The 22,718-nt window shown below is 64.8% G+C and carries 24 protein-coding genes and 1 tRNA gene; 14 read left to right on the forward strand and 11 right to left on the reverse strand.

Features of this window, described 5'->3' with window-relative positions:
* Window positions 1-2: 2 nt before the first annotated feature.
* From OMP44_RS06510 to OMP44_RS06520, 3 genes are all read left to right on the forward strand, one after another.
* Window positions 3-932: a chemotaxis protein CheV gene (locus OMP44_RS06510; RefSeq protein WP_017640322.1), complete on the forward strand. Its 930-nt coding sequence runs from the start codon at window positions 3-5 to the stop codon at window positions 930-932.
* A 72-nt stretch (window positions 933-1,004) separates the two neighbouring features.
* Window positions 1,005-1,808, forward strand: a complete 804-nt coding sequence (locus tag OMP44_RS06515; protein WP_273862910.1) for an MOSC domain-containing protein — start codon at window positions 1,005-1,007, stop codon at window positions 1,806-1,808.
* Complete coding sequence (locus tag OMP44_RS06520) at window positions 1,805-2,695, forward strand: S66 peptidase family protein (RefSeq protein WP_273862909.1); 891 nt, start codon at window positions 1,805-1,807, stop codon at window positions 2,693-2,695. The genes OMP44_RS06515 and OMP44_RS06520 overlap by 4 nt, the downstream gene beginning before the upstream one ends.
* A gap of 22 nt (window positions 2,696-2,717) precedes the next feature.
* Here OMP44_RS06520 and OMP44_RS06525 read toward each other — a convergent pair whose 3' ends face one another.
* Window positions 2,718-4,571, reverse strand: coding sequence for a pyruvate kinase (locus OMP44_RS06525; RefSeq protein ID WP_273862908.1), 1,854 nt, complete (start codon window positions 4,569-4,571; stop codon window positions 2,718-2,720).
* A gap of 212 nt (window positions 4,572-4,783) precedes the next feature.
* Between OMP44_RS06525 and nadA the strand changes: the two genes are divergently transcribed.
* Window positions 4,784-5,842 (forward strand): quinolinate synthase NadA, encoded by a 1,059-nt coding sequence (gene nadA, locus OMP44_RS06530; protein ID WP_280307266.1) that lies wholly within the window; start codon window positions 4,784-4,786, stop codon window positions 5,840-5,842.
* Here nadA and OMP44_RS06535 read toward each other — a convergent pair.
* The gene (locus tag OMP44_RS06535; protein WP_187978986.1) at window positions 5,839-7,278 is read right to left on the reverse strand and encodes a M48 family metalloprotease; all 1,440 of its coding nucleotides are present in this window, start codon (window positions 7,276-7,278) and stop codon (window positions 5,839-5,841) included. The genes nadA and OMP44_RS06535 overlap by 4 nt on opposite strands.
* Before the next feature lie 96 nt (window positions 7,279-7,374).
* On the opposite strand from OMP44_RS06535, the gene OMP44_RS06540 reads away from it, so the two are divergent.
* Window positions 7,375-7,629: a sulfurtransferase TusA family protein gene (locus OMP44_RS06540; RefSeq protein ID WP_273862906.1), complete on the forward strand. Its 255-nt coding sequence runs from the start codon at window positions 7,375-7,377 to the stop codon at window positions 7,627-7,629.
* Here OMP44_RS06540 and OMP44_RS06545 read toward each other — a convergent pair whose 3' ends face one another.
* Together OMP44_RS06545 and OMP44_RS06550 are read right to left on the reverse strand one after the other, a co-directional pair.
* A complete protein-coding gene (locus OMP44_RS06545; RefSeq protein ID WP_133859407.1) occupies window positions 7,630-8,103 on the reverse strand; it encodes a redoxin domain-containing protein in 474 nt (157 codons plus the stop codon).
* 22 nt (window positions 8,104-8,125) lie between these two features.
* Window positions 8,126-8,686: a glycine cleavage system transcriptional repressor gene (locus OMP44_RS06550; RefSeq protein WP_007162770.1), complete on the reverse strand. Its 561-nt coding sequence runs from the start codon at window positions 8,684-8,686 to the stop codon at window positions 8,126-8,128.
* 154 nt (window positions 8,687-8,840) lie between these two features.
* On the opposite strand from OMP44_RS06550, the gene dapA reads away from it, so the two are divergent.
* From dapA to OMP44_RS06580, 6 genes are all read left to right on the forward strand, one after another.
* Window positions 8,841-9,719 (forward strand): 4-hydroxy-tetrahydrodipicolinate synthase, encoded by an 879-nt coding sequence (gene dapA / locus OMP44_RS06555; RefSeq protein WP_280307044.1) that lies wholly within the window; start codon window positions 8,841-8,843, stop codon window positions 9,717-9,719.
* A gap of 14 nt (window positions 9,720-9,733) precedes the next feature.
* On the forward strand, window positions 9,734-10,918 hold the full coding sequence (gene bamC, locus OMP44_RS06560; protein WP_280307045.1) for an NlpB/DapX family lipoprotein: 1,185 nt from the start codon (window positions 9,734-9,736) through the stop codon (window positions 10,916-10,918).
* Window positions 10,857-11,615 (forward strand): MBL fold metallo-hydrolase, encoded by a 759-nt coding sequence (locus OMP44_RS06565; RefSeq protein WP_280307047.1) that lies wholly within the window; start codon window positions 10,857-10,859, stop codon window positions 11,613-11,615. Before bamC ends, OMP44_RS06565 begins: the two co-directional genes overlap by 62 nt.
* Before the next feature lie 158 nt (window positions 11,616-11,773).
* Entirely contained in the window at window positions 11,774-12,484 is a 711-nt protein-coding gene (gene purC / locus OMP44_RS06570) for a phosphoribosylaminoimidazolesuccinocarboxamide synthase (RefSeq protein ID WP_280307048.1), read from the forward strand.
* An 80-nt stretch (window positions 12,485-12,564) separates the two neighbouring features.
* A tRNA-Ser gene (locus tag OMP44_RS06575) sits at window positions 12,565-12,654 on the forward strand.
* Window positions 12,655-13,010: 356 nt separating this feature from the next.
* Window positions 13,011-13,481 (forward strand): hypothetical protein, encoded by a 471-nt coding sequence (locus OMP44_RS06580; protein ID WP_158896513.1) that lies wholly within the window; start codon window positions 13,011-13,013, stop codon window positions 13,479-13,481.
* 22 nt (window positions 13,482-13,503) lie between these two features.
* On the opposite strand, the gene OMP44_RS06585 is transcribed toward OMP44_RS06580, so the two are convergent.
* From OMP44_RS06585 to OMP44_RS06600, 4 genes are all read right to left on the reverse strand, one after another.
* Window positions 13,504-13,710 (reverse strand): carbon storage regulator, encoded by a 207-nt coding sequence (locus OMP44_RS06585; protein ID WP_280307049.1) that lies wholly within the window; start codon window positions 13,708-13,710, stop codon window positions 13,504-13,506.
* Window positions 13,711-13,823: 113 nt separating this feature from the next.
* Window positions 13,824-14,060, reverse strand: a complete 237-nt coding sequence (locus tag OMP44_RS06590) for a hypothetical protein (protein WP_280307050.1) — start codon at window positions 14,058-14,060, stop codon at window positions 13,824-13,826.
* A gap of 438 nt (window positions 14,061-14,498) precedes the next feature.
* Window positions 14,499-15,383 (reverse strand): dTDP-4-dehydrorhamnose reductase, encoded by an 885-nt coding sequence (gene rfbD, locus OMP44_RS06595; protein ID WP_187978993.1) that lies wholly within the window; start codon window positions 15,381-15,383, stop codon window positions 14,499-14,501.
* Between the two features lie 253 nt (window positions 15,384-15,636).
* On the reverse strand, window positions 15,637-16,482 hold the full coding sequence (locus OMP44_RS06600) for a sigma-54-dependent transcriptional regulator (protein ID WP_280307052.1): 846 nt from the start codon (window positions 16,480-16,482) through the stop codon (window positions 15,637-15,639).
* 224 nt (window positions 16,483-16,706) lie between these two features.
* Between OMP44_RS06600 and OMP44_RS06605 the strand changes: the two genes are divergently transcribed.
* Window positions 16,707-17,099, forward strand: coding sequence for a hypothetical protein (locus OMP44_RS06605; protein ID WP_280307053.1), 393 nt, complete (start codon window positions 16,707-16,709; stop codon window positions 17,097-17,099).
* Between the two features lie 4 nt (window positions 17,100-17,103).
* On the opposite strand, the gene xth is transcribed toward OMP44_RS06605, so the two are convergent.
* Complete coding sequence (xth, locus tag OMP44_RS06610; protein WP_280307055.1) at window positions 17,104-17,892, reverse strand: exodeoxyribonuclease III; 789 nt, start codon at window positions 17,890-17,892, stop codon at window positions 17,104-17,106.
* Window positions 17,893-18,337: 445 nt separating this feature from the next.
* Here xth and OMP44_RS06615 point away from each other — a divergent pair, with 445 nt between their 5' ends.
* Entirely contained in the window at window positions 18,338-21,013 is a 2,676-nt protein-coding gene (locus OMP44_RS06615; RefSeq protein WP_488803451.1) for a glycoside hydrolase family 5 protein, read from the forward strand.
* 223 nt (window positions 21,014-21,236) lie between these two features.
* Entirely contained in the window at window positions 21,237-21,425 is a 189-nt protein-coding gene (locus OMP44_RS06620) for a hypothetical protein (protein ID WP_187978998.1), read from the forward strand.
* A 13-nt stretch (window positions 21,426-21,438) separates the two neighbouring features.
* Here the strand turns inward: OMP44_RS06620 and OMP44_RS06625 are convergent, their stop codons facing one another.
* Window positions 21,439-21,780, reverse strand: a complete 342-nt coding sequence (locus OMP44_RS06625) for an FKBP-type peptidyl-prolyl cis-trans isomerase (RefSeq protein WP_187978999.1) — start codon at window positions 21,778-21,780, stop codon at window positions 21,439-21,441.
* A 55-nt stretch (window positions 21,781-21,835) separates the two neighbouring features.
* Window positions 21,836-22,696, reverse strand: coding sequence for a pirin family protein (locus OMP44_RS06630; RefSeq protein ID WP_280307059.1), 861 nt, complete (start codon window positions 22,694-22,696; stop codon window positions 21,836-21,838).
* Window positions 22,697-22,718 lie beyond the last annotated feature (22 nt).

A 22,718-nucleotide genomic window follows, 5' to 3' on the forward strand; every position in this document is an offset into this window, starting at 1 on the left:
CCATGGCCGGCATTCTCGACACCGTCGATCAACGCACCCAGCTGGTTGGCGAGAATCGTCTGGAAATTCTCATGTTTCAGCTGTCCAGCCGGCAGATGTTCGCCATCAACGTGTTCAAGGTGCAGGAAGTCCTCAAGCTGCCGCGCCTGACCCAGATGCCCAAGCGCCATCCGATGATCTGCGGCGTCGTCCACCTGCGGGGTCAGACCCTGCCGGTGATTGATCTGGCCGCCGCCATCGGCATGCGACCCATCACGCCCGACGAGAACAGCACCATCATCGTTACCGAGTACAACCGCTCGGTGCAGGCCTTCCTGGTCGGCAGCGTCGATCGCATCATCAACCTCAACTGGGACAGCATCCAGGCTCCGCCCGGCGGCGCTGGACGCCAGCACTACCTGACCGCCATCACCCGCATCGAAGACCGTCTGGTGGAGGTGATCGACGTGGAAAAGGTGCTGGCCGAGATCGCCCCCTACAACGTCAAGGTCTCCCAGGAGCGCCTGGCCGATCCGCTGCTGGCCAAGGCTCGCGGTCGCGAGGTGCTGCTGGTGGACGACTCCAGCACCGCCATCGGCCAGCTGCGCGACACCCTGGTGCAGCTGGATCTGAAATTCCACGTCGCCACCGATGGCCTGCAGGCCCTGCGCAAGCTCAAGGCCTGGGCCGATGAAGGTGTGGTGCTGACCGAGAAGCTGCTGATGGTCCTGACCGATGCTGAGATGCCGGAAATGGACGGCTATCGCCTGACCACCGAGATCCGCCAGGATCCGCGGCTCGCCGACCTCTATGTGGTGCTGCACACCTCGCTGTCGGGCAGCTTCAACGAAGCCATGGTGAAAAAGGTGGGCTGCAACGCCTTCCTCTCCAAGTTCCAGCCCGATCAACTGGTCGAGGAAGTGCGCCGGCGCCTGGCGCTGGCCGAGGAGTAATCCTCGCGGTTTCGCCGCTCCGGCGCCTCCCTTACACTGGCGGCCTTTGTCCGCCGCCAGGAAGCCGCGCCCATGTCGCACCTCAGTGCCCTCTATCGTTATCCCGTCAAGTCGACGGCCGTGGAATCCCTCGTCCAGGCCGAGGTGGATGCCCTGGGCCTGGTGGGTGACCGCCGCTGGATGGTGGTGGATGCCGACACCGGCCGCTTCCTGACGCTGCGCCAGCTGGCGCAGATGAATCACATCGAGGCGCGCTGGCTGGCTGCCGACCGGCTGCGCCTGAGCGCGCCCGGCCGGACGCCGCTCGAGGTGGCGGTGCCGGATACCACCGGCGAACAACTGGGCGTGACCATCTGGCGCGACACCCTGCAGGCGCCGGTCGCCGCGGCGGCAGATGCCTGGTTGAGCGACTTCCTCGGTCGCCGCTGCCGCCTGGTGCACATCGCCGAAAGCCATGCCCGGCAGATCAATACCGATTTCGCCGAGCCGGGGCAGAAGGTGCATTTCGCCGACGGCTTCCCCTTGCTGCTGACCAGCGAGGCCTCCCTGGCCGATCTGGTGGCGCGGGTAGGCAAGCCGCTGGACATGCTGCGCTTCCGGCCAAATCTGGTGGTGGAGGGTACGCCCGCATACGCCGAAGATGGCTGGAAGCGCCTGCGCATCGGCGCGGTGGACTTCGCCGTCGCCTGTCCCTGCTCGCGCTGCATCGTCATCACCCAGGATCCGCTGACCGGTGAAAAGGATCCGGATCGACAGCCGCTCACGGCCTTGCGCGAATACCGCTTCCAGGACAATCGCATGCTGTTCGGCATGAACGTCATCCCCCTGGGGCGCGGCACCATCGAAGCCGGCATGCCGGTGGAGGTGCTGGAATGAATCCCGTGCGGCGTGTGGCGCTGGTCAGTCCGGCGGGTGCGGTCAAGGAAGAGCTGGTCACGGTGGCGATCGAGCAACTGCAGGCCGCCGGCATCGAAGCGGTGCTGGGCGAACAGGCGCTCAAGCGCCATCGCTATCTCGCCGGTACCGCCGAGGAGCGCGCCGCCGATCTGCACTGGGCTTTCAGCCAGGCGGACGTGGATGCGGTCTGGTGCCTGCGCGGCGGTTACGGATCCGCGCAACTGCTGCCCTGGCTGGACTGGTCGCGGCTGTCCAGCAGCAAGGGCCGGCCGCTGATCGGCTATTCCGACCTGACGGTGCTGCTGGAGGCCTTTCACCGCCGCGGTCTCACCGCCATCCACGGCCCGGGCGCCCTGGATTGGGGGCGTCGTGACGAGGATCCGGCTACCCAGGCGGCCCGTACCCGCTCGCTGGAATCGGTCCTGGAACTGTGCGCGGGCAGCCGTCCGGCCTGGCAGCTGGAGCGCCTGGCCGGCCCGACCCAGGTGCCTGCCGGCGAACTGATCGGCGGCAACCTGACTACCCTGGCCAGCGTGGTCGGGACCGCCGCTGCCCTGCGCCCCCACGACGGCGCCATCCTCATGCTGGAAGACGTCGGCGAGCCCTACTATCGACTGGAGCGCAGCCTCTGCCAGTTGCTCGGCAACCTCACCGAGCACCGCATCGGCGCGGTCTGCCTGGGCACCTTCACCGACTGCCCGCCGCGTAACGTCGAGCAGTCGCTGGAAGAGATCTTCGTCGAATGGCTGGCGCCGCGCGGCATCGCCCTCTATCGCGGCCTGCCCAGCGGCCATGGGCCGGAAAACCAGGCCTGGCCCTATGGCGCCCGCGTGCGTCTGGAAGCGGGTCGCCTGCAGGTGCTTTAAGCCTGACCAGCCCCTGGGCGGATCAGTCCGCCCAGGGCGAAGCCAGTTCCAGCTTGCGCAGCAGCTGGCGCTTCTTGCTGTTGTAGCCCTGCATCCGCACCAGCAGTTCATCCAGGGTGGCGACCGCCTTGAGGATGTGCGGGCCCTTGTTGAGCATCACGCATTCGGCGCGGACCCCGGTGGCGGCATCGGTGATCTCGGCGCGCGAAGGCGAACCCTTCTTGGCCAGGTTTTCCAGCACCTGGGTCGCCCAGATCACCGGCACGTGGGCCGCTTCGCACAGGCAGAGAATGTCCTCTTGCAGCGCCGCCAGGCGCTCGAAGCCGCCTTCCACCGCCAGGTCGCCGCGGGCGATCATCACGCCGAAGCCGCCGCGCTGCATGCCCGCCAGCAGCAGTGCGGGAAGGTTGTCGAAGCCCCGACGGGTTTCTATCTTCAGCACCACACCCAGGTGCTCGGCCTGCAGGCGCTCCAGTTCCGCGAGCAGCGCGCGGACGTCGTCCGCGCTGTTGACGAAGGACATCTCGATGCCGTCCGCATGCTCGGCGGCAAAGGCCAAGGCCGCGAGGTCCTGTTCGCCCAGCGCTGCCAGCCGCAGGGTACTCTGGGGAAAGTTGATGCCCTTGTCGCCCTTGAGCTTGGCGCCGCCCGGCGCCTGGGTGATGCGGATCTGCAGCGCGTCCTGATCGGCGCGTTCGATCAGCCCGCCGATCTTGCCATCGTCGAACCAGACCGGCTCGCCGCTACGGACGTCGGCGAACACCTGGGGCAGGGTGCAGCCCAGGGTGGCGGGTGTCAGCAGGCACCCGCCGCTGTCCTGGCTGGCGGGCCGACCGGGCGTCTGGTCGGCGGTCAGGATCAGCAGATCGTCCTCGGCCAGCCGCAGGGCGCCCGGCTGCGGGGCGAAGTCGCCGATGCGGCTGTGCCGCCTGCGTCCATCGCGATCGACGCTCAGGCGCAGGCCGGGCGTGAGGTAGGTGGTCTTGGTCGCCTCCGCCCAGCAGCCGCGATCGCCGACCTCGACCACCGTCCAGCGCCGCCGCGCCTGCCGGGTGTCCACCAGGCGGATGCAGTCGCCCGCCTGCAGATTCTTCAGCCAGCGTTCGCCCACCTGGAGGCTGGCAGTCGCCGGGGAGGGCGCTGGTCGCGGTCGGCGGCGGCCGGTCAGCCAGATCCGCGCCGGCTGGCGGACGCGGCCCTGGGCGTCGCGCTCGGGCTTGACCTTCTTTACCGCCACGCCCGTGGCGATGGGCCCGGTGCGCAGCTTGGGGCCCGGCAGGTCCATGAATACCTTGCAGGGCTGGTCCAGCTCCGCGCTGGCCCGCCGCACGTGTTCGATCATGCGCGTCCAGCTGGCCGGTTCGTCGTGGGCGCAGTTGATGCGCGCGCAATCCATATGGCCCGCCAGCAGGTCGCGTACCAGCGCATAATCGTCTGCGGCCTCGCTGGGCAAGGTGACCATGATGCGTACCTCCCGCGCGGCGGCGGGCGTGCCGAACAATGCCCGCGCATGGTCTGCCAGGGGATTGGCGGCCATGGTCGTCGGCCGCGTCGCCGGGCGGCCACCGAGCAGGCGCTCCAGGGTGTTGATGAGGGTCGCCACGGTCGGCAGCACGGCGGCTTCGGAGCGCCCCAGGGACGATAGCCCCAGGGCGGAGAGTTGCAGTTGCAGGTCATGCAGATCGTTGTCGCGCAGTGTCAGATAGGCGAGCAGATTCTGGGCACTGGCGCGGTAGGCGGGATTGAGCGCCTGCCGATCCAGCCGCGGCTCGGCGGCGGCCTGCTCCAGGGCACCTTGCAGGGCGCGTAGCTTATCCAGCAGGGTGGCGAGAGCCTGATCGGAGGTTCGGGAACGCGAGGTCGAACGGGACGGCACGCTAGATCTCCAGCAGAGGGCCCAGGCGAGACGCTCACCGGGCGTTCCTGTCTCGGACCCATGGCCGCCGCAGAAGTGAAAAGCCAAGTGTTGCCAGACATTAGCGGCAGATGGCCACTGCTCGCGGAGGCTGCCGCTGGCGCCCATAGGGAGTCGGCGAGGATGCTGCTATGATGCGCGGCCTTGACGACCCCCGTTTTCAGGTACCCGCCATGGTGCAGATTTCCGAACGTCTCCTGGTCCAGGCCCATCTGGCCGCCAAGCAGCCCAAGGCGCTCGGGCCGGACGAGATCGCGGCCTACAAGACCGCCATCGCCCGCGAGCTCAAGGCGCAGAACGCGGTGCTGCTCGCCCATTACTACACCGATCCGCTGATCCAGGCGCTGGCCGAGGAGACCGGCGGTTGCGTCGCCGATTCCCTGGAGATGGCCCGCTTCGGCAATCGCCACCCGGCGTCCACCGTGGTGGTGGCCGGGGTCAAGTTCATGGGCGAGACGGCCAAGATCCTCAATCCGGAAAAGCGCGTGCTGATGCCGACCCTGGAGGCCACGTGCTCCCTGGACCTGGGTTGCCCGGTGGAGGAATTCTCCGCCTTCTGCGACCAGCATCCCGAGCGTACCGTGGTGGTCTACGCCAACACCTCGGCCGCGGTGAAGGCCCGCGCGGACTGGGTGGTCACCTCCGGCTGCGCGCTGGACATCGTCGAGCATCTGATGGACAACGACGAGGCCATCCTCTGGGCGCCCGATCGCCACCTGGGTCGCTATATCCAGCGCGAAACCGGTGCCGACATGCTGCTGTGGGAAGGCTCCTGCATCGTCCACGAGGAGTTCAAGGCCAGCCAGCTGGAAGACCTCAAGCGGCTCTATCCGGAAGCGGCCATCCTGGTGCATCCCGAGTCGCCCGAGGCGGTGATCGAGCTGGCCGACCATGTCGGCTCCACCAGCCAGATGATCAAGGCGGCCCAGACACTGCCCAATCGCCAGTTCATCGTCGCCACCGATCGCGGCATCTTCTACAAGATGCAGCAGGCCTGCCCCGACAAGACCTTCATCGAGGCGCCCACCGCCGGCAACGGCGCCGCCTGTCGCAGCTGCGCCCACTGTCCCTGGATGGCGATGAACACCCTGGAGCGCACCCTCAATTGCCTGCTCGACGGCTCCGGCGAGGTGCTGGTCGATCCGGCGCTCATCCCCCGGGCGGTCAAGCCGCTCAAGCGCATGCTCGACTTCACCCAGGCGCTGCAGCTGCAGATCAAGGGTAACGCCTAGCGCAGGATCTCTTCGCTCAGCTTGCGCTGGGCGATCATTTCCTGCTGGCGGGCGTCGATCCGCGCGGCCAGCTGATAGTTGCTGGCGGCGCGCTGCTTGGCGAACCCCAATTGCTGGATCGCCTGGTTGTAGTCCCCGGTCAGGGCGAAGTACTCGGCTCGTGCCTGATGCACCCCGACCAGATCCCCGGCCTGGCCGCGAACGTCCGCCGCCTGATTCCACAGGTCCGGATCGATCGGCCGCTGCTTGATCAGTTTGTCGAGCAACTGGCTGGCGGCCTTGGCCTGCTTGGTGCGGCCGAGCATGTCTACCTGGGCCAGACTCACGGCCAGATCGTCCGGATAGAGGTCCATCAGCCGCTGCACGCGTTTCTGAGCGTCAGGCAGGCGATTGGCGGTAATGTCCAGATCGACCTGGGCGAGGTTGTAGCTGATGTCGTCCGGGGCCTTGCGCAGCAGCGGCGCGAGCGTGTCGCGCGCCTCGTTTAGCTGGCCCTGCTTGGTCAGGCCCATGGCCAGCCCATAGCGCACCGGATCGTTGTCCGGCGCCTCCTGCAGCTGGGCGCGATAGCGCTTCACCAGCAGGCCGGCGGTCTCCTCGAAGTACATCTGGGTGCGCACCTTCATCAGCTGGAAGCGCTTGCTGTCCTCGACGCCGCCCTTGGGAAAACGCTCGGCGCGCGCCTGGGTATCGGCGATCCGGCTGTCGGTGACCGGGTGAGTCAGCAGGAACTCCGGTGGGGTACGGTCATAGCGATACTGGCGGGCGAGCCGACCGAACATCTCCGGCATGGCACGCGGATCGTAGCCGGCGCGCTCAAGATTGACGATACCGACGCGGTCAGCCTCCTGCTCGTTAAGGCGGGAAAAGCGCAACTGGCTCTGGATCGCCGCCGCCTGGGTCGAGGCGATGGCGGCGATTCCCACGTCGCCACCGCCGGCCGCGGCCGCAACGATTCCGGCGAGCAGGGCCGCCATCAGCGGCAGCTGCATGCGTTGCTGGTTTTCCACCCCGCGGGCGAAGTGGCGCTGGATCAAATGACCCAGCTCATGGGCCATGACCGCCGCATACTCGGCTTCGGTTTCCGATTTGAGGAACAGCCCACCATTCACCCCGATCACCCCGCCGGGCGCGGCGAAGGCGTTGATCTCGGGGTCCTTGATCAGGATGAAGACCAGGCGGTGATCCTGCAGGTCGCTGGTCTCGGCCAGCTTGTAGACGGTCTGTTCGACGAATTGCTTGAGCTGCGGATCGTTGATGGTCGGGACCTGGCCGCGGAGCATGCTCAGCCAGGCGCGGCCCATCTGAAACTCCTGCTCGGGCGAGACGATCGAAGAGCTAGCATCGCCCAGCGACGGCAGATCGTTCGCCCCCTGCGCCAGGAAGGGCGCGGCGAGCAGCGCCAGGGACAGCAGGGCGGGGCGCAGGACGTTCATGGCAAGACTCGTGGCCGCAAAAGCGCTACTTTAGCGGCCCGTCGTCTGGGTGCCTAGCAACCCCGGGCACTGACGCAGCCCCCAATGGAGAATCCCATGGCCGATCTGAGCCAACCCTACACCGGCGCCGTGACCGCCCAGCTGGACGCCAGCGGCCTGAGTTGTCCCATGCCGCTGCTCAAGGCCAAGCTGGAACTCAATCGGCTGGCTTCCGGCGAGGTACTGGCCGTGGTGGCGACCGATGCCGGTTCGCAACGCGACTTCCGCACCTTTGCCAAGCTGTCGGGCCATGCCCTGGTGGGCGAAGAGGTGGCGGGGGAGACCTTTCGCTACTGGCTGCGCAAGGCCTGATCAGGCCTGGTTGAGTGCCTGGGCGGCGGCCAGCACCTCGGCGACATGCCCTGGGACCTTCACGCCGCGCCAGATCTGGCGTACCACGCCTTCCCGGTCGATGAGGAAGGTACTGCGATCCACGCCGATGTAGTCCTTGCCATAGAGCTTCTTCTGCCGCATCACGTCGAACAGCTGGCAGAGGGTCTCGTCCTTGTCGCTGATCAGCTCGAAGGGAAAGCCCTGCTTGGTGCGGAAATTCTCGTGGGTGCGCAGGCTGTCACGGCTGACGCCCAGGATTAGGGTATCGGCCGCCTGGAACTGCTCGTGCAGGTCGCGAAAGCCCTGGCCCTGAGTGGTGCAGCCGGGGGTGTTGTCCTTGGGGTAGAAGTACAGCACCGCCTGGCGACCGCGCAGGCTGGCGGGCGAGACCTCGAGGCCGCTGGTGGCCTGGGCCTGAAAATCCGGAAGCGGTTGGTCGAGGGTCACGCTCATGGGCAGCTCCTTGCGGGTTCGGTCAGTTGCTCTGCGGCCGCCAGGGCTCGATCAGGGCATCCAGATTGAGGGCGTCGGCGAAATCCAGGAACTGATCGCGCAGCCAGCTGATCTGGGTGCCGGCGGGCAGGGTTACGGTGATGGTGGCGTTGAGCATGGTGCCGCCGGTCTGGGGCGCCTGGTAGGAATCGCAGACCAGATTCTCCACTTCGATCTTGTGGTCGGCGAAGAACTGGCAGAGTTCGTTGAGGATGTCCGGGCGGTAGGCAGCGCTGACATAGACGACGTACGGCAGCGCCTGGGGACGATTCTCCAGGGCGGCGCTGCGGGTGACGCCGACGGTGAAGCCGTGGCGCTTGCCAAGGCCGGCGAGGCCGCCTTCGAGGCGCGCCAGGCCGTCCCAGTTGCCGGAGACCTGCAGGATCAGCGCGCTGTATTCCCCGTGCCGGCTCAGCCGGCTGCTGACTACCGCACAGCGATTGTCCATGCAGCTGCGGTAGAGCACGTTGGTCAGCTCCATGGGATTGGCGCCCAGCGCACTGATGACGAGAAATTGTTCGCGAATCGGGGGGGTAGCGGACATTAGGGTTCCTGGCAGGAGGGAGATACAGACTGGCAAAGGCGAAAGGGTAGCGAAAAGCGCTCGCGGGGGGAATGCCCGTTGGGGGCACGTTGCTTGTGCTGGCGCAGAGGCGTCAGTACCATTACCGCTCTCTTTTTCCGGCAGGAGCGGTTGCATGATTGCGGGGAGCATGGTGGCGCTGGTCACCCCTATGGACGCCCAGGGGCGTATCGACTGGGACAACCTGACCAAGCTGGTGGACTTCCATCTCGCCGAAGGCACCGACGCCATCGTCGCGGTGGGCACCTCGGGTGAATCCGCCACGGTCGACGTGGACGAGCACGTAGCTGTGATCCGTCATGTGGTCGAGCAGGTCAAGGGCCGCATCCCGGTGATCGCCGGTACCGGTGGCAATTCCACCCGGGAGGCCATCGACCTGACCCGCGCCGCCAAGGACGCGGGCGCCGACGCCTGTCTGCTGGTCGTGCCCTACTACAACAAGCCGACCCAGGAAGGGCTGTATCAGCACTTCCGCATGATCGCCGAAACCGTCGCCATCCCGCAGATCCTCTACAACGTGCCGGGCCGCACCGCCTGCGACATGCTGGCCGAGACCGTCGAGCGGCTGGCCAAGGTGCCGAACATCATCGGCATCAAGGAAGCCACCGGCGACCTGGCGCGCGCACGCGACATTCTCTCCCGGGTCAGCAAGGACTTTCTGGTCTACTCGGGCGATGACGCCACCGCCGCCGAACTCATGCTGCTGGGTGGCAAGGGCAACATCTCGGTGACCGCCAATGTCGCGCCGCGCGCCATGAGTGAACTCTGCGCCGCCGCCATGCGCGGCGATGCCGACACCGCACGCGCGCTCAACGAACAGCTGATGCCGCTGCACAAGAATCTGTTCATCGAATCGAATCCGATCCCGGTGAAGTGGGCCCTGCATGAAATGGGCATGATCGACGCCGGTATCCGTCTGCCGCTGACCTGGCTCAGCTCGCGCTGCCACGAAGTGGTACGTCAGGCCCTGCGTCAGGCGGGAGTGCTGGCGTGATTAGGAAGCAGTCGATGAAACGTGTTCTGGGTTTGACGACGCTGGGTCTGGCCGTGGCCGCCGCCAGTGGCTGCAGCTGGGTGTGGGGCGAGCATGGCTATTTCCGCGATCGCGGCAATGACTATCTCGAATCCCGCGAGACCGGCCCTATGCAGGTGCCGACGGATGTCCAGGCCAAGCCAATGGATCCGCTGTTGCCGATTCCGGCCAATGTGGCCGATACCCAGAATCGCTCCTATGGCTTCGAAGTGCCGAAACCCCAGGCGCTGGCCGTCCAGGGCAGTGGCAACGAACAGTTCAGCGTGCAGCGTAGCGGCAATGCCCGCTGGCTGGCCGCCCAGAAGGTCCCGGCCAACGTCTGGCCGGTGGCTCGTCAGTACCTGACCGACAATGGCTTCCGCATTGCCGAAGAGCGCCCGCAGACCGGTGAGATCATCACCGCCTGGCAGGCGCCCACCGATCTATCGACGCCGCTGGCGCGCAGCCTGAGCACCAACGGCCGCCTGCAACCGGGCAACGAGCTGCGCACCCGTCTGCGCATCGAGCCGGGCGTACAGTCGGGCAGCAGCGAGATCTTCCTCCAGACCCAGACCCGCAGCCAGGGCAGCTCCAGCGAGCCGTCCTGGTCCAGCAGCCAGAACAGCTCGGCGCTCGATGACGCCCTGCTGAATCAGGTGCTGGCCGGCCTGGACCGCAGCGAGCAGGGCAGTGGCTCGGTCTCGCTGCTGGCCGCCGGTGGCTACGACACCCCGGAGCGCGTGACCTACGAGGTCGACGGCAGCGGCGTGCCCATGCTGGTGCTGGAAAGCGATCTGAATCGCGCCTGGTCCAGCGTGGGTCGCGCCATCGAAGGCGCCGACATCCGCGTCGACGACATGGATCGCAGCCTGGGCGTCTACTACGTGAACATCGCCGAAGGCGCGCAGAAGCCTGAAGAACGCAAGCCGGGCTTCTTCGGCCGCTTGTTCGGCAAGGGCGAGACCAAGGAAGAGGAAGACGCCCGCGCCCGGCGCTTCCAGGTGCGCCTCACCTCGGTGGGCAACACCGTCCAGGTTACCCTGGACAAGACCATCAACACCGCAGCACCCCAGGACATCGCCGAAGGCGTGCTGAAAAAGCTTCAGACGAGCATGCAATATGCGCTTCGCAATCCTGGGCAGCGGCAGTCGGGGCAACTCGACCCTGGTGCACAGCCATAACAGCTATGTGCTGATCGACTGCGGCTTCTCCCTGCGGGAAGCCGAACGTCGCCTGGCCCGGCTGGGTGTGGTACCTGCCCAGCTGGACGCCGTCCTGGTCACCCACGAACACTCCGATCACGTGCAGGGCGTCGAGCTGCTGGCGCGCAAGCACGGGGTGCCGGTCTATTACAGTGCCGGTACCGGGCGTGGCCTGCGCAAGCCGGTGGCGGCCCAGGGGCTGCTGGTGGACGGCGAACGGCTGGTACTGGATGCGCTGGAAGTGACGGTGGTGCAGGTGTCCCATGACGCCCTGGAGCCGACCCAGTTCGTCTTCGACGACGGCCGCAAGCGCCTGGGCGTGCTCACCGATCTCGGCGAGGCGACCCCAGGGGTGCTGGCGCATTACCGCGGCCTGGATGCCCTGGTGATCGAAGCCAACCACGACAGCAACATGCTCGCCGCGGGACCCTATCCCTATCACCTCAAGGCACGGGTCGGCGGGGTGCGCGGGCATCTCAACAACCGGCAATCGGCTGACCTGGTGATGGAGCTGGCCTGTCCGCGCCTGCAGCATCTGGTGCTCGCCCACCTGAGCGAGAAGAACAACAACCCCTGGCTTGCCCGCGCCTGCTTCACCAACGCGCTGGGCTGCGACGCGGACTGGCTGCAGATCGCCGATCAGCAGCAGGGTCTGGAATGGCAGGTCATCGCCTGAGGCGCTGACCCGGTTTTTCTTTGGCGGCCGGGCGCTGCTGCACGGCCAAAATACCCACGATCCTATGTAAACTGCGCTTCCCGGCTGTACTCGTCCCGAACCGGTCGTCTCACCTGCGTTCGTCCACAGCCTGCAAGCCATTCGAACCGGAGTCCAAGATGGAAAAACGCGCAGAACTCTACCGTGGCAAGGCCAAGTCGGTATTCACCACCGACGATCCCGATCGCCTGGTCCTGTTGTTCCGCAACGACACCTCTGCCTTCGATGGCGAGCGCATCGAGCAACTCGAGCGCAAGGGCATGGTGAACAACAAGTTCAATGCCTTCGTCATGCAGAAGCTGGAAGCCGCCGGGATCCCCACCCAGTTCGAGCAACTGCTGGGCGACAACGAATGCCTGGTCAAGAAGCTCGAGATGATTCCGGTGGAGTGCGTGGTGCGCAACTTCGCCGCCGGCAGCCTGGTGCGCCGTCTGGGCGTGGAAGAGGGCCTGGAGCTGACGCCGCCGACCTTCGAACTCTTCCTGAAGAACGATGCGCTGCACGATCCGATGGTCAACGAAAGCCACGTCCAGGCCTTTGGCTGGGCCACCCTCGACCAGTTGGTCGAGATGAAGGCGCTGACCTTCCGCATCAACGACATCCTCAAGCAGCTGTTCGATGATGCCGGCCTGCTGCTGGTGGACTTCAAGCTGGAATTCGGCCTGTTCCATGGCAAGGTCGTGCTGGGCGACGAATTCAGCCCAGACGGCAGCCGCCTGTGGGACAAGGAAACCCGCAAGAAGATGGACAAGGATCGCTTCCGCCAGGGGCTGGGCGGCGTGATCGAGGCCTACGAAGAGGTCGCCCAGCGCCTGGGCGTCCCGCTCTAAACGCAAGCCGCTGATACCAGAGCTTTTTTTGCAATTGCTTGTTCGCTTTTGCGCGCATCGCTGGTATCATGCGCCGCGTTGGAGAGATGCCGGAGTGGTCGAACGGGACGGATTCGAAATCCGTTGAGTCAGCAATGGCTCCTAGGGTTCAAATCCCTATCTCTCCGCCAATTACGAAAAACCCCGAGTGTGCCAGGCACCTCGGGGTTTTTTATTGGCCGGATTTCGGCTCTGGATCGGAAGTTTGTCCCGGTCTAATGCGGATTATTTACGAAGTGGGACCGCCGGCATCTGGTATCGACGCTGGACGAAGCTGCGGCTGGTTCGGCAGCCAACGCACCGCTGTCCATGGTCGCTGCATGCCGTCGGGCGGTAGTGATCGGCGTCTGGGAATGGCTGGACGCTTCGGGCAAATGGAGCGATGCTGGAAATGTACGCCATAGAGCGTGCGATCTCCGATGGCCGAGCAGCAGGCGGCAGCCGTTGGACGATGGCTTCGGCGCATAACAATAAGAGGAGTCGAGCGATGTTCTACAAGGTCAGCGTGTACTCACGGCCTGAAGATCGTGGGCTGCTGGTGTGGCGGTGGAAGAAGCAGTTTCTGGGTGAGTGGGTGGAGTCGCGGCAGGAATTCGAGGATTGCGACCACTGCGTTCATCACGCCTTGCAGGATGCCAAGGGGCAGAGCGTTCACCTCGAAACCGATCGCTGCACCCTCTATCGTTACCGCTTCGAAAGCATGCTGCACCAATATGGCAGCTGCTATTGCCTGAGCGGCGGACGCTCGTCCGAAGCCGTTCTGGACCTCATCGCCCAGATCGAGGAGCGCCACAACGTGATCGTGCTGCGCAATGGCCAGCCGTTCTTCCCCCACTATCGTGCGGATCTGCAGGCAGAAGGGACGCTGGCTCCCGAACTCTGGCAGGGTGTGGAGTGGCGGGGACTGGAGGGGCGCTTCGAGTACGTACGCAATCGCCACTCGCCCTGGTCTAGGTAGCGCCTGGCGGTTACCGGCCGACCTAGAAGGGCAGCAACTCCTGACGCATGACGCTGATGTCGGCAGGCGCCTGGACGCCTATCTGCACGCGGTCGCCCTGCACCTTGAGGATGCGGATGTTGATGCCGCCATTGAACAGCAGATCCAGCAGCTGTTCTTCATCAGCTCCCGGCTTGAGGGATAGATTGATGATTTCGTCGGTGCGACGGGTCAAGACCAGATAAGACATGAGCATCCCTGCCATGATTTCAGGGCGCCGATGATAAACAGTTCCGCCCTTTGTGAGAATCAGTAGGCAGATTGTTGGTGCTGCTCCAGGGGCTTGGCGCAGGTCCTAGGCCGCTATCGACGTCCCAGTTGCCAGCGGCGTCCAACGAATCCCAGACCTCCCGAGACCATGACCAGCAGGTTGATGGTGTTGGTCGCCCCACTGCCGTGATAGCCCGCGATGACGGCGATCAGGGTGGCCAGGGCCCAGACGGAGATGGCGGCGGCCACGGCGGCGGCCATTTCATTGAAATCGGATTTCCGCGCCGATCTCGCATAGGGACGGATATCGCTTTCGTATTCTTCTGGCATGGGAGGCTCCGGCTGCTGTTCTTGTTGGAGAGTATCGCCATGAATCTTATCGACTGCTGATGAACAGTCTGGATGGGATCGATAGCGCGATCAGCTTTTTTTTCCGCTGAACGGACAAGAGGTATTGGCTGAAGCCCTGGGTGGTCGGCGGGCGCGGTAGGGGCGCCTTTTGATCTCGGGCCGGATCGTCCGACGGCCGACAACTGTCGCGGCCAGGCTCGGTCGCCCTCGTATCCGACGTGACCAGCCTGGAGACCATCACGAACGACGACGGGATCACCCTCACGATCTGCCAGGATCATCCGGGAAGGGACAGGCGACGACATGGCTGAGCCCACCCGCGAGAGTGACGAGCGGGAGCTACAGTGAGGGAAGACACCTCTTCTGACCTTCGATCTGGGGCGACCCGGCGGACAGATCCGCCGGGGTCCTGCACGCTCAGTTCAGCTGTCTGTCGCGCTCGAACAACGCCCAGCAGCGGTCGAAGTCGGCCTGCCAGTGCGGCAAGGCGGCCGGCAGGACCGCCTCGATCTTGCGGCAGTCCAGGCAGGAATAGAGCGGTCTCGTGGCCGGCGTTGGGTAGTGTTCGGTTGTTGTCGGGTAGAGGCGGGCACGCAGCTCGCCGCGTTGCGCCAGGCGCTCGGCGATGGCGGCAGCGAAGCCGTACCAGGAGGTCTGGCCGGCATTGGTCAGGTGATAGAGGCCGCCGACATCGCCCTGCTCCAGCAGGCGTTCGACCAGCTGGCGCGTGGTGGTGGCGATGGTGGGTGCCCAGGTGGGGGCGCCGAGCTGATCCTCGACTACGTGGAGTTCGTCGCGCTCGGCCAGCAGCTGGCGCATGGTATTGAAGAAGCACTGGCCGTCATGGGAGTAGACCCAGGAGGTGCGCAGCACCAGTGCGCGACCTCCAGCTGCCAGCACCGCCTCTTCACCCGCCAGCTTGGAGCGACCATAGACGCTCAGGGGCGCCGGATTGCAGGTCTCGGTATAGGGGTGGCGACGGCTGCCGTCGAAGACGTAATCGGACGAGTAGTGCACGAAGGGAATATCCCGTTCGCGTGCCAGCTCGGCCAGGATCTGCGGCGCGCGGGCGTTGATGGCCTCGGCGCGCTCGCTGTCCTCTTCAGCCTGATCCACGGCGGTATAGGCGGCGGCGTTGAGGATGAGGTCGGGTTCCAGGCGGTCGAAAGCTGCCCGCAGTCGTCCGGTCTGGGCGAGGTCCAGATCCGCTTGACCGAGCACGGTCAATTGATGGGTGCTACCGAACTCGCGCTGCAAGGCGCGCGAAACCTGGCCGGAGCGGCCAGTGATCACAATATTCATGAAACCATGCCTGAACGCCTTCTGCTGAAGGCGTAATCCAAAGTAGTCGATTGCTGAAAAGCCGCGGGCTTTTCCTGCGCGAACCGAAACCTGCCGCACGAGGCGACAAATCGAGGTTTCTGGTCACCTTTACGAAGAAAGGTGGCAGCCGCTGGCTATGGCGGAGTGGGCATCGACTGATTGGACAGGGCGGTCATGGTAGGACTCGAGCAAAGTGGTATACGCGGCTAGGACTGCCGTCTGTCGGCGGAGTTCAGCGCGTCTTGGAAGACCAGGGCAGCAGCTTGCCAAGCTGGAGCCCTGACGTCGAGGCAGTCAGCAGGGCGGTATGGAGAACCTGTTCAAGTTCGCGGACGTTTCCTGGCCAGGGATAGGCGAGTAGCGCCGTTTCGTCCTCGGTGGTCAGCTCAGGCGCCCTGCGATCGAGGCGGTCGGCATGCTGCTGGAGGAAATGCCGGGCCAGGGGCAGTAGGTCGGCCGGGCGCTCGCGCAGCGGCGGCACGGGCACCAGACCCGGCGCAAGGAGCGCCCAGAGACGCGCAGAGAAATTGCCAGCCTCGACCGCCCGTGCCAGGTCCACGCTGGAACCGGCAATCAGGCGGACATCCACGGGCGTGCGTACGCTACTGCCCAGACGCAGGATGCTGCCATCCAGTAGTACGTCCAGCAGCTCTTCCTGCAATTCGCCAGGCAGGTCGGCGATCTCGTCGAGATAGAGGCTGCCTCCATGGGCGGTACCGAACCAGCCCACGCGGCTGCCAGAGGTGCCGGCATAGGCTCGGGGAACATAGCCGAACAGTTCGGCAGCCCCATGGCGACGACTGAGTGCGGCGCAATTCAGGCTGCTGAACAGCCCGGTCCTGCCGCTGCGCTCGTGTAGCCGACGTGCCAGCAGCTCACGACCAGTTCCCCATTCGCCCACCAGCACTACGGGATGGGGTTGCGGCGCCCGCTCATCCAGGTATTCGAGCAGCTCTCGGGAGCGCGGATCGGCGAAGGCCAGTGCCTTGGCGCGGATGGTCAGGGCGCTTTGCTGATCTGCAGGAACTATAAGAAGGTCGGGTGAGAGCGTGGGCATGGCGAAGTCATAGTCAGTCAAAGCGCTATCCTATCCTCTGACAAGTTATGCCAAAAAATAAGCTTTCGCTATGCATCTAGAGTTTTTGGTTATTTTGAGTCGATTGATTTGGTTGTCGGTGGTAAGCCGAGGAATCAGGGCGTTGGTCCGAGGGTCTGCCAAAAGACTGGGTACAGCTGCCACTATCGCCGGAATGAAGCGGCCGGAACGTCTCGGTCGCCCTGAAGAAGAGGAATCGAATTCAAATGCCTTCCCTGCGTGCGCCTTGTCCCGCTGGCGTCTGCACCTGCGAGCGTGAAGCCGTGCTGGCGGATCCCGCCGCTGATGCGCGGGCGCTCCTGCTCAATCGCCAGGAAGAGCAGCGGCTGCTGGAGCGACTGGAAAACGTCGCCAGCGTTGCCGATCTGCAGCGGCTGCAGCAGCGCCTGCAGGAGCAGCTCGGCATCCGCCTGAACATCGAGCCGGGACCCGGAGAGGTGCGCAGCGCGCGTGGCATGCTCATTGAGCTGCAGTCACGACCGGGACTGTGTCGCAAGCTCCAGCAGTCGATACCGGCGGCCGTGCGCCGCGGCCTCAACCAGCGTCCGGAAGTGCTCTTCGCGCTGCTCAATGCCAACGACCTGCTGCGTGACGCCTGAACGCTTAGCGAGGTGCCTTGAAGCGGATCCAGGTGGGGGCATGGTCGCTGGTCTTTTCCAGGTCGCGTACCCAGCGATGTACCCCGGCTTCCTGCAAGGCGTCCTGCAGCGTCGGACTCAACAACAGATGGTCGATGCGCAGACCCGAATTGCGCTGCCAGCGTTGGCGGAAGTAGTCCCAGTAGGTGTAGATCGCCTCGTCCGGATGGCAGGCACGCAGGGCATCCAACCATCCCTGACCCAGCAGGCGTTCGAAACAGGCACGACTCTCGGGTTGCAGCAGGGCGTCCTTGCGCCAGGACGTGGGATCGTAGATGTCCCTATCGGTCGGCACCACGTTGTAGTCACCCGCCAGCACTACGGGATGGCCACTTTCGCTCAGCCCCTGGGCATGCTGGATGAAGCGCTCGAACCAGGTCAGCTTGTAGTCGAATTTGGGGCCCGGCCAGGGATTGCCGTTGGGTAGATAGAGGCTGGCGACCACCACGCCTTTCACCGCCGCCTCCAGATAGCGGCGTTGCGGGTCGTCGGCCATTCCCGGCAGGCCCCGGCGAATCTCCAGTGGCTGGTCGTCGCGCGCCAGGATGGCGACCCCATTCCAGGAAGGCTGACCATCCCACAGCGCACCATACCCCGCAGCTTCCAGTTCCGCCCGCGGAAAGTCGGCACACTTCGCCTTCAGTTCCTGCAGGCAGACGATGTCGGGCTGCTCCCGCTCCAGCCATTGCAGGAGGACGGGCAGCCGGGCACGAATGCCGTTGACGTTGTAGGTCGCAAGGGTAAGGGAGGTCATGGAGTGCTCCGGAAGAGGTTATAGCCATGACCCGGGCAAGAGATGGGCAGTTCCTCAGTAATGATTATGTGATCTGTTTCACGTTAATATGCGACTTACTTTTTTTGGCACCTTCGGGAACTTTTGGGCGGTTGTCTGATAGTTGGAGGAATAAATTTGACGGCGGACTGGAGTTGAAGCGCTGACAACTCTAGGTGAAAGGATTCATCTGTCGGCGGCGATGAGCGGTTATTTGAAAAAATCATTAATAATCAATTGCTTGTATTTGTTCTTGATGATGTCTAAATAGTGGCCATAGTCATTGACTATGAAGTTGGCATGTGGCTTGTATAGGTCAGGGTGCCTGGAGGCAACGTCGCGTCAGGCATAACTGCGCGACTCTTCTCTCACTTCATATCGGCCAGTGTTCAGGGAGCGCGCTGTCGATTTAGCGCAGTTGGTGATGATGAATCCATCCTTCCTGAAGTTTTCCCTCAGGGCCGCCCAGGTGCTGCCCTTCGTTGCCGCCCTGACCCTGGCTACCGGTGCCAAGGCCGAGCAGGTCAATCTGGTCGGCCTCAATCTGTCCGGGGCCGGGTTCGCGGGTCAGGTACTGCCGGGCGTCAATGGCACCCACTACATCTTTCCCGTCGAGGCCTACTTCAAGCAGTGGAGTGGCAAGGGCATCAAGCTGATCCGCTTCCCGATCATCTGGGAGCGCCTGCAACCGGTGCTGGGCGGTCCGCTGGACCCGACCTATGCGGCGCTGGTGGACCAGACCTTCGCCAATGCGCAGAAGTACGGCATGCGCATCATCCTCGACCTGCACAACTACACCTTCTATCGCGGGTCGGTGATCGGCAGCGCGGCGGTGCCCTATGACCGCTACCAGGAGATCATGACCCGGATCGCGCAGCGCTGGAGCAGTCAGCCGTCGCTGTACGCCTACGACATCATGAACGAGCCCCACGACTCCATGGCCCAGTGGCCGATCGCCGCCCAGTACGGCATCAACGGGGTCCGCGCGGTGGACAAGACCAAGCCCATCATGATCGAGGGCAATGGCTGGTCGGAGGCAACCCGCTGGCCACTGTGGAACGACTCCCTGCTGGCGCTCAAGGATCCGTCCGATAACCTGATCTTCCAGGCGCATTCCTATTTCGACGAGAGCGCCGGCGGCAACTACACCGGTATCGATGTCGGCAAGCTGAGCCAGGACTACGGCGTGGAGCGTGTGCGCCCCTTCGTCGAATGGCTGAAGAAGAACAAGAAGAAGGGCATGATCGGCGAATTCGGCGTGCCGGATAACGACCCCCGCTGGCTGCCGCTGATGGACCGAATGCTGGCCTATCTCAAACAGAACTGCATTCCTTCGACCTACTGGGCGGCGGGTCCGGGCTGGGGCAACTACTTCCTGTCGGTGGAGCCCGTCAACGGTGCCGACCGACCGCAGTGGCCGACCCTGAAGAAATACATCGATGACAGCAGCTGCACCGCCATCGGCCCGCTTGCCAGTGGCGCCGGCAGTACGCCGGCCAGTGGCACCGGAGCCACGGGCGGCTCCAGCGGCTCCACGGGCAGCAGCGGTGGCTCCAGCAGCGGCAGCAGCGGTTCGAGCAGCGGTGGCAGCACGGGCACCGGTACCCCTGCGGGCACCGGCAATACTGGCGACTCGACCACGACCGGGGTGACTACTTCGATCAACGATTTCACCAACGAAGACTGGCTGCATGGCGTCTATCGCAAGTCGGCCGGCTTCTCCATTCCGGCGTCGGCCGCCAACGTGGGCGCCTTCAAGGTGGGCGCACAGCTCACGCCAGCCGATGGCAAGAGCTACAAGGTGACCTATGCCCAGGTCGTCGGCAGCAACATGAGCGTCTTCATCGAGAGCCCGCAGCTCGACGGCAATGCCTATGGCTATCCCAAGACCCTGAAGACTGGCACCACCACCTCCGGCACGCCGGCGACGGTGCCCGGGACCACGACGGGCAGTACGGGCAGCTCCAGCTCGGGCAGCAACTCCAGCAATAACTCCGGCAGCGCGACGCCGGCCGCGACGGCGCCGGTGGTCGAGGTGAAGCCTGCCACCGGAACCGGCAGCTCGGGATCCACGGGCTCTACCACGCCGGCAGCCGGTTCCGCGGCCGCGCCGACGGGATCGAGCGGTACGCCTGCCAACAGCGCCAAGCTCAATCTGCTGGGGCTGAACTTCTCGGGTGCCGCCTTTGCGCCTCAGACGCTGCCCGGGGTCCTCAACGTCAACTACATCATGCCGGGCGAGGCCAACTTTCAGCAGTGGAGCGCCAAGGGCGTGCGGCTGATCCGCTTTCCGGTGATCTGGGAACGTCTGCAGACACGTTTCTTCGGGAGCCTGGAAGGGGCGTACACCCAGCAGGTCACCCAGGTACTGGAGCTGGCCAAGAAGTACAACATGAAGGTGATCCTGGCGCTGGATAACGGCGGGCGCTACAAGGGCACCCTGATCGGCACCGGTACCGTCACCAACTTCAACTACTGGGATCTGATGTACCGTCTGGCCTACCAGTGGGGCAACCATGCCGCGCTCTATGGCTATGACATCATGGGCAAGCCCAATGGCGCCGACAGCAGCTGGCCGGTGACGGCGCAGTCCGGCATCGACGGGGTGCGCACCATGGACCGCACCCACCCGGTGATCGTCCAGGGCAATGCCTGGGGTAGCGCGGCCAACTGGCCGAGCGCGAGCAATGCCTTGCTCAATCTGAAGGATCCGGCCAACAACATCATCTACGCAGCCAACGTCTACCTCGATGAGGATGGCAGTGGCAGCTACGCCGCGCAAAACATGAACAACTTCGATCCGCAGGTAGGGGTCAATCGCGTCAAGCCCTTCGTCGAATGGCTCAAGCGCAACGGCAAGCGAGGCATGATCGCCGAGTTCGGCGTACCGGCTGGCGACAGCCGCTGGCTGACCGCCACCGACAATCTGCTGGCCTATCTGCAACAGAACTGCATGCCGCTGACCTACTGGGCGGCGGGTCCGGGTTGGGGAGCTGCCCCGCTGGCGGTGGAGCCGGTCAATGGCGTGGAGCGGCCGCAGTGGCCGACCCTGAAGAAGTATGTCGATGCCAGCAACGCCTGCACGGCGGTAGGCCCGCGCTAGCTTTTCGCTGAGCCTGTCCTGAAGGCGACGAACCTCTCGAGGTTCGTTGCTTTTTTCTTGACCGATCGGTAAGGAAAAACGCGCCTTTCACGCAGCACGGAAGCGCATCAACGATACGAAACGGCTCTGTGGCGCTAGTTTAGCGACGACGAACGGCTCTAGCTCGATTTGTCAGGGCACGGTTAGAGTCCGATTGACACCCCAAGCACAAGGAGTAGGTGCCATGACGCAAACCACCCAGCAGCGGCTGCAGACGCTCGAAGAGCAGATTCGCAGTCATCGACAGGATCTCGCCCGGAGCCGGCAGAGCTTTCAGGAGCAATTCGTCATCTACACCCGTGAGTTTGCCCGGCTGAGCGTGCTCGAAGCCCAGCTCGAGCTGGTACGCCGGAATACCAAGGCACCGAACTGAAGTCGGCCAGGCCTCAATCGTCCCGCGTCAAGACTTCCAGCAATTCGATTTCAAAAGTCAGGCTGGAGTGCGGCTTGATCAGCGCACCGACCTGACGTTCGCCATAGGCGAGCGCCGCCGGTACCTCCAGGCGCCGCTTGCCGCCCACCCGCATGCCCATCAACCCCTGGTCCCAGCCCTTGATCACTCGGCCGGTGCCGATCACGCACTGGAAGGGCCGGCCCTTGGCGCGGGATGAATCGAACAGGGTGCCGTCGTCCAGCCAGCCCTCGTAGTGGGTGGTGATCAGGGCGCCCTTGACCACCGCCTTGCCGTCACCCACTACCAGATCCTCGATCCGCAATTCGTCACTCATGGCTATGCTCCCGGCAAAAGCCGGATTCTAGCCTGAGTGCGATCCTGTGGCGGGCTCACTCCGGCACGTCGCCGAACAGGCCCGCCTGGTAGTCGCGGATCGCCTGGCGGATCTCCTCGGCGCTGTTCATGACGAAGGGGCCATGGGCGACGATGGGTTCGGCAAAGGGCGCCGCATGCCCATAGAGCAGTACCGCGCCGTCGCGACTGGCGACTTCGAGGTGGTCGCCGTCATCGGCGAATTCGAACAGCTGCCAGGGGGCTTCGTCATGACCAGCGATCTGCAGGGTGCCGCGGACGCTGTAGCAGAACACCATGGCACCCGCGGGAGCGGGCAGGGTGGCGCGGCCGCCGGGGGCGATCTCGACGGTCATCAGGGTGATGGGCGTCGGCGTCTGCACGGCGCCCTGGACACCCTGGTGAGTGCCGGAGGTGAGTCGGATACGCACCCGGCCTTCATCCTCTTCGATCAGCGGCATGGCCTCGGCAGTGACGCCCTGGTAGGCCGGAGGCGTGAACTTGAGACGGGCGGGCAGATTGACCCACAGCTGCAGGATCTCCAGGTCACCGCCATCGCGCTTGAAGGCGGCGGGAGAGAGTTCGGCATGCACCAGCCCGCTGCCCGCGGTCATCCACTGGATGCCCCCGGCTTCGATGACGCTTTCGTGGCCGCCGCTGTCGCGGTGGGCCAGCGCACCGGCGAGGATGAAGGTCACCGTCTCGAAGCCGCGATGGGGATGAGGACCAAAGGGCAGGCCGGCATTGTGCGGCGGATAGACCTGGGGACCGTGGTGGTTGAGGAACAGGAAGGGATCCAGATGCGGCAGGCCGGGGCCCGGCAGCGGGCGGCGGGTCTGGAGGTCACCGATGTCGTCACGCCGGGCGGGATGGCGGTGCTGCAGGGTACGGGCGGTCATGCGGGGCCTCGCGGGGCAAAAC

The organism is Pseudomonas flavocrustae, from assembly GCF_029872515.1.
Taxonomy (GTDB): Bacteria; Pseudomonadota; Gammaproteobacteria; order Pseudomonadales; family Pseudomonadaceae; genus Chryseomonas; species Chryseomonas aestiva.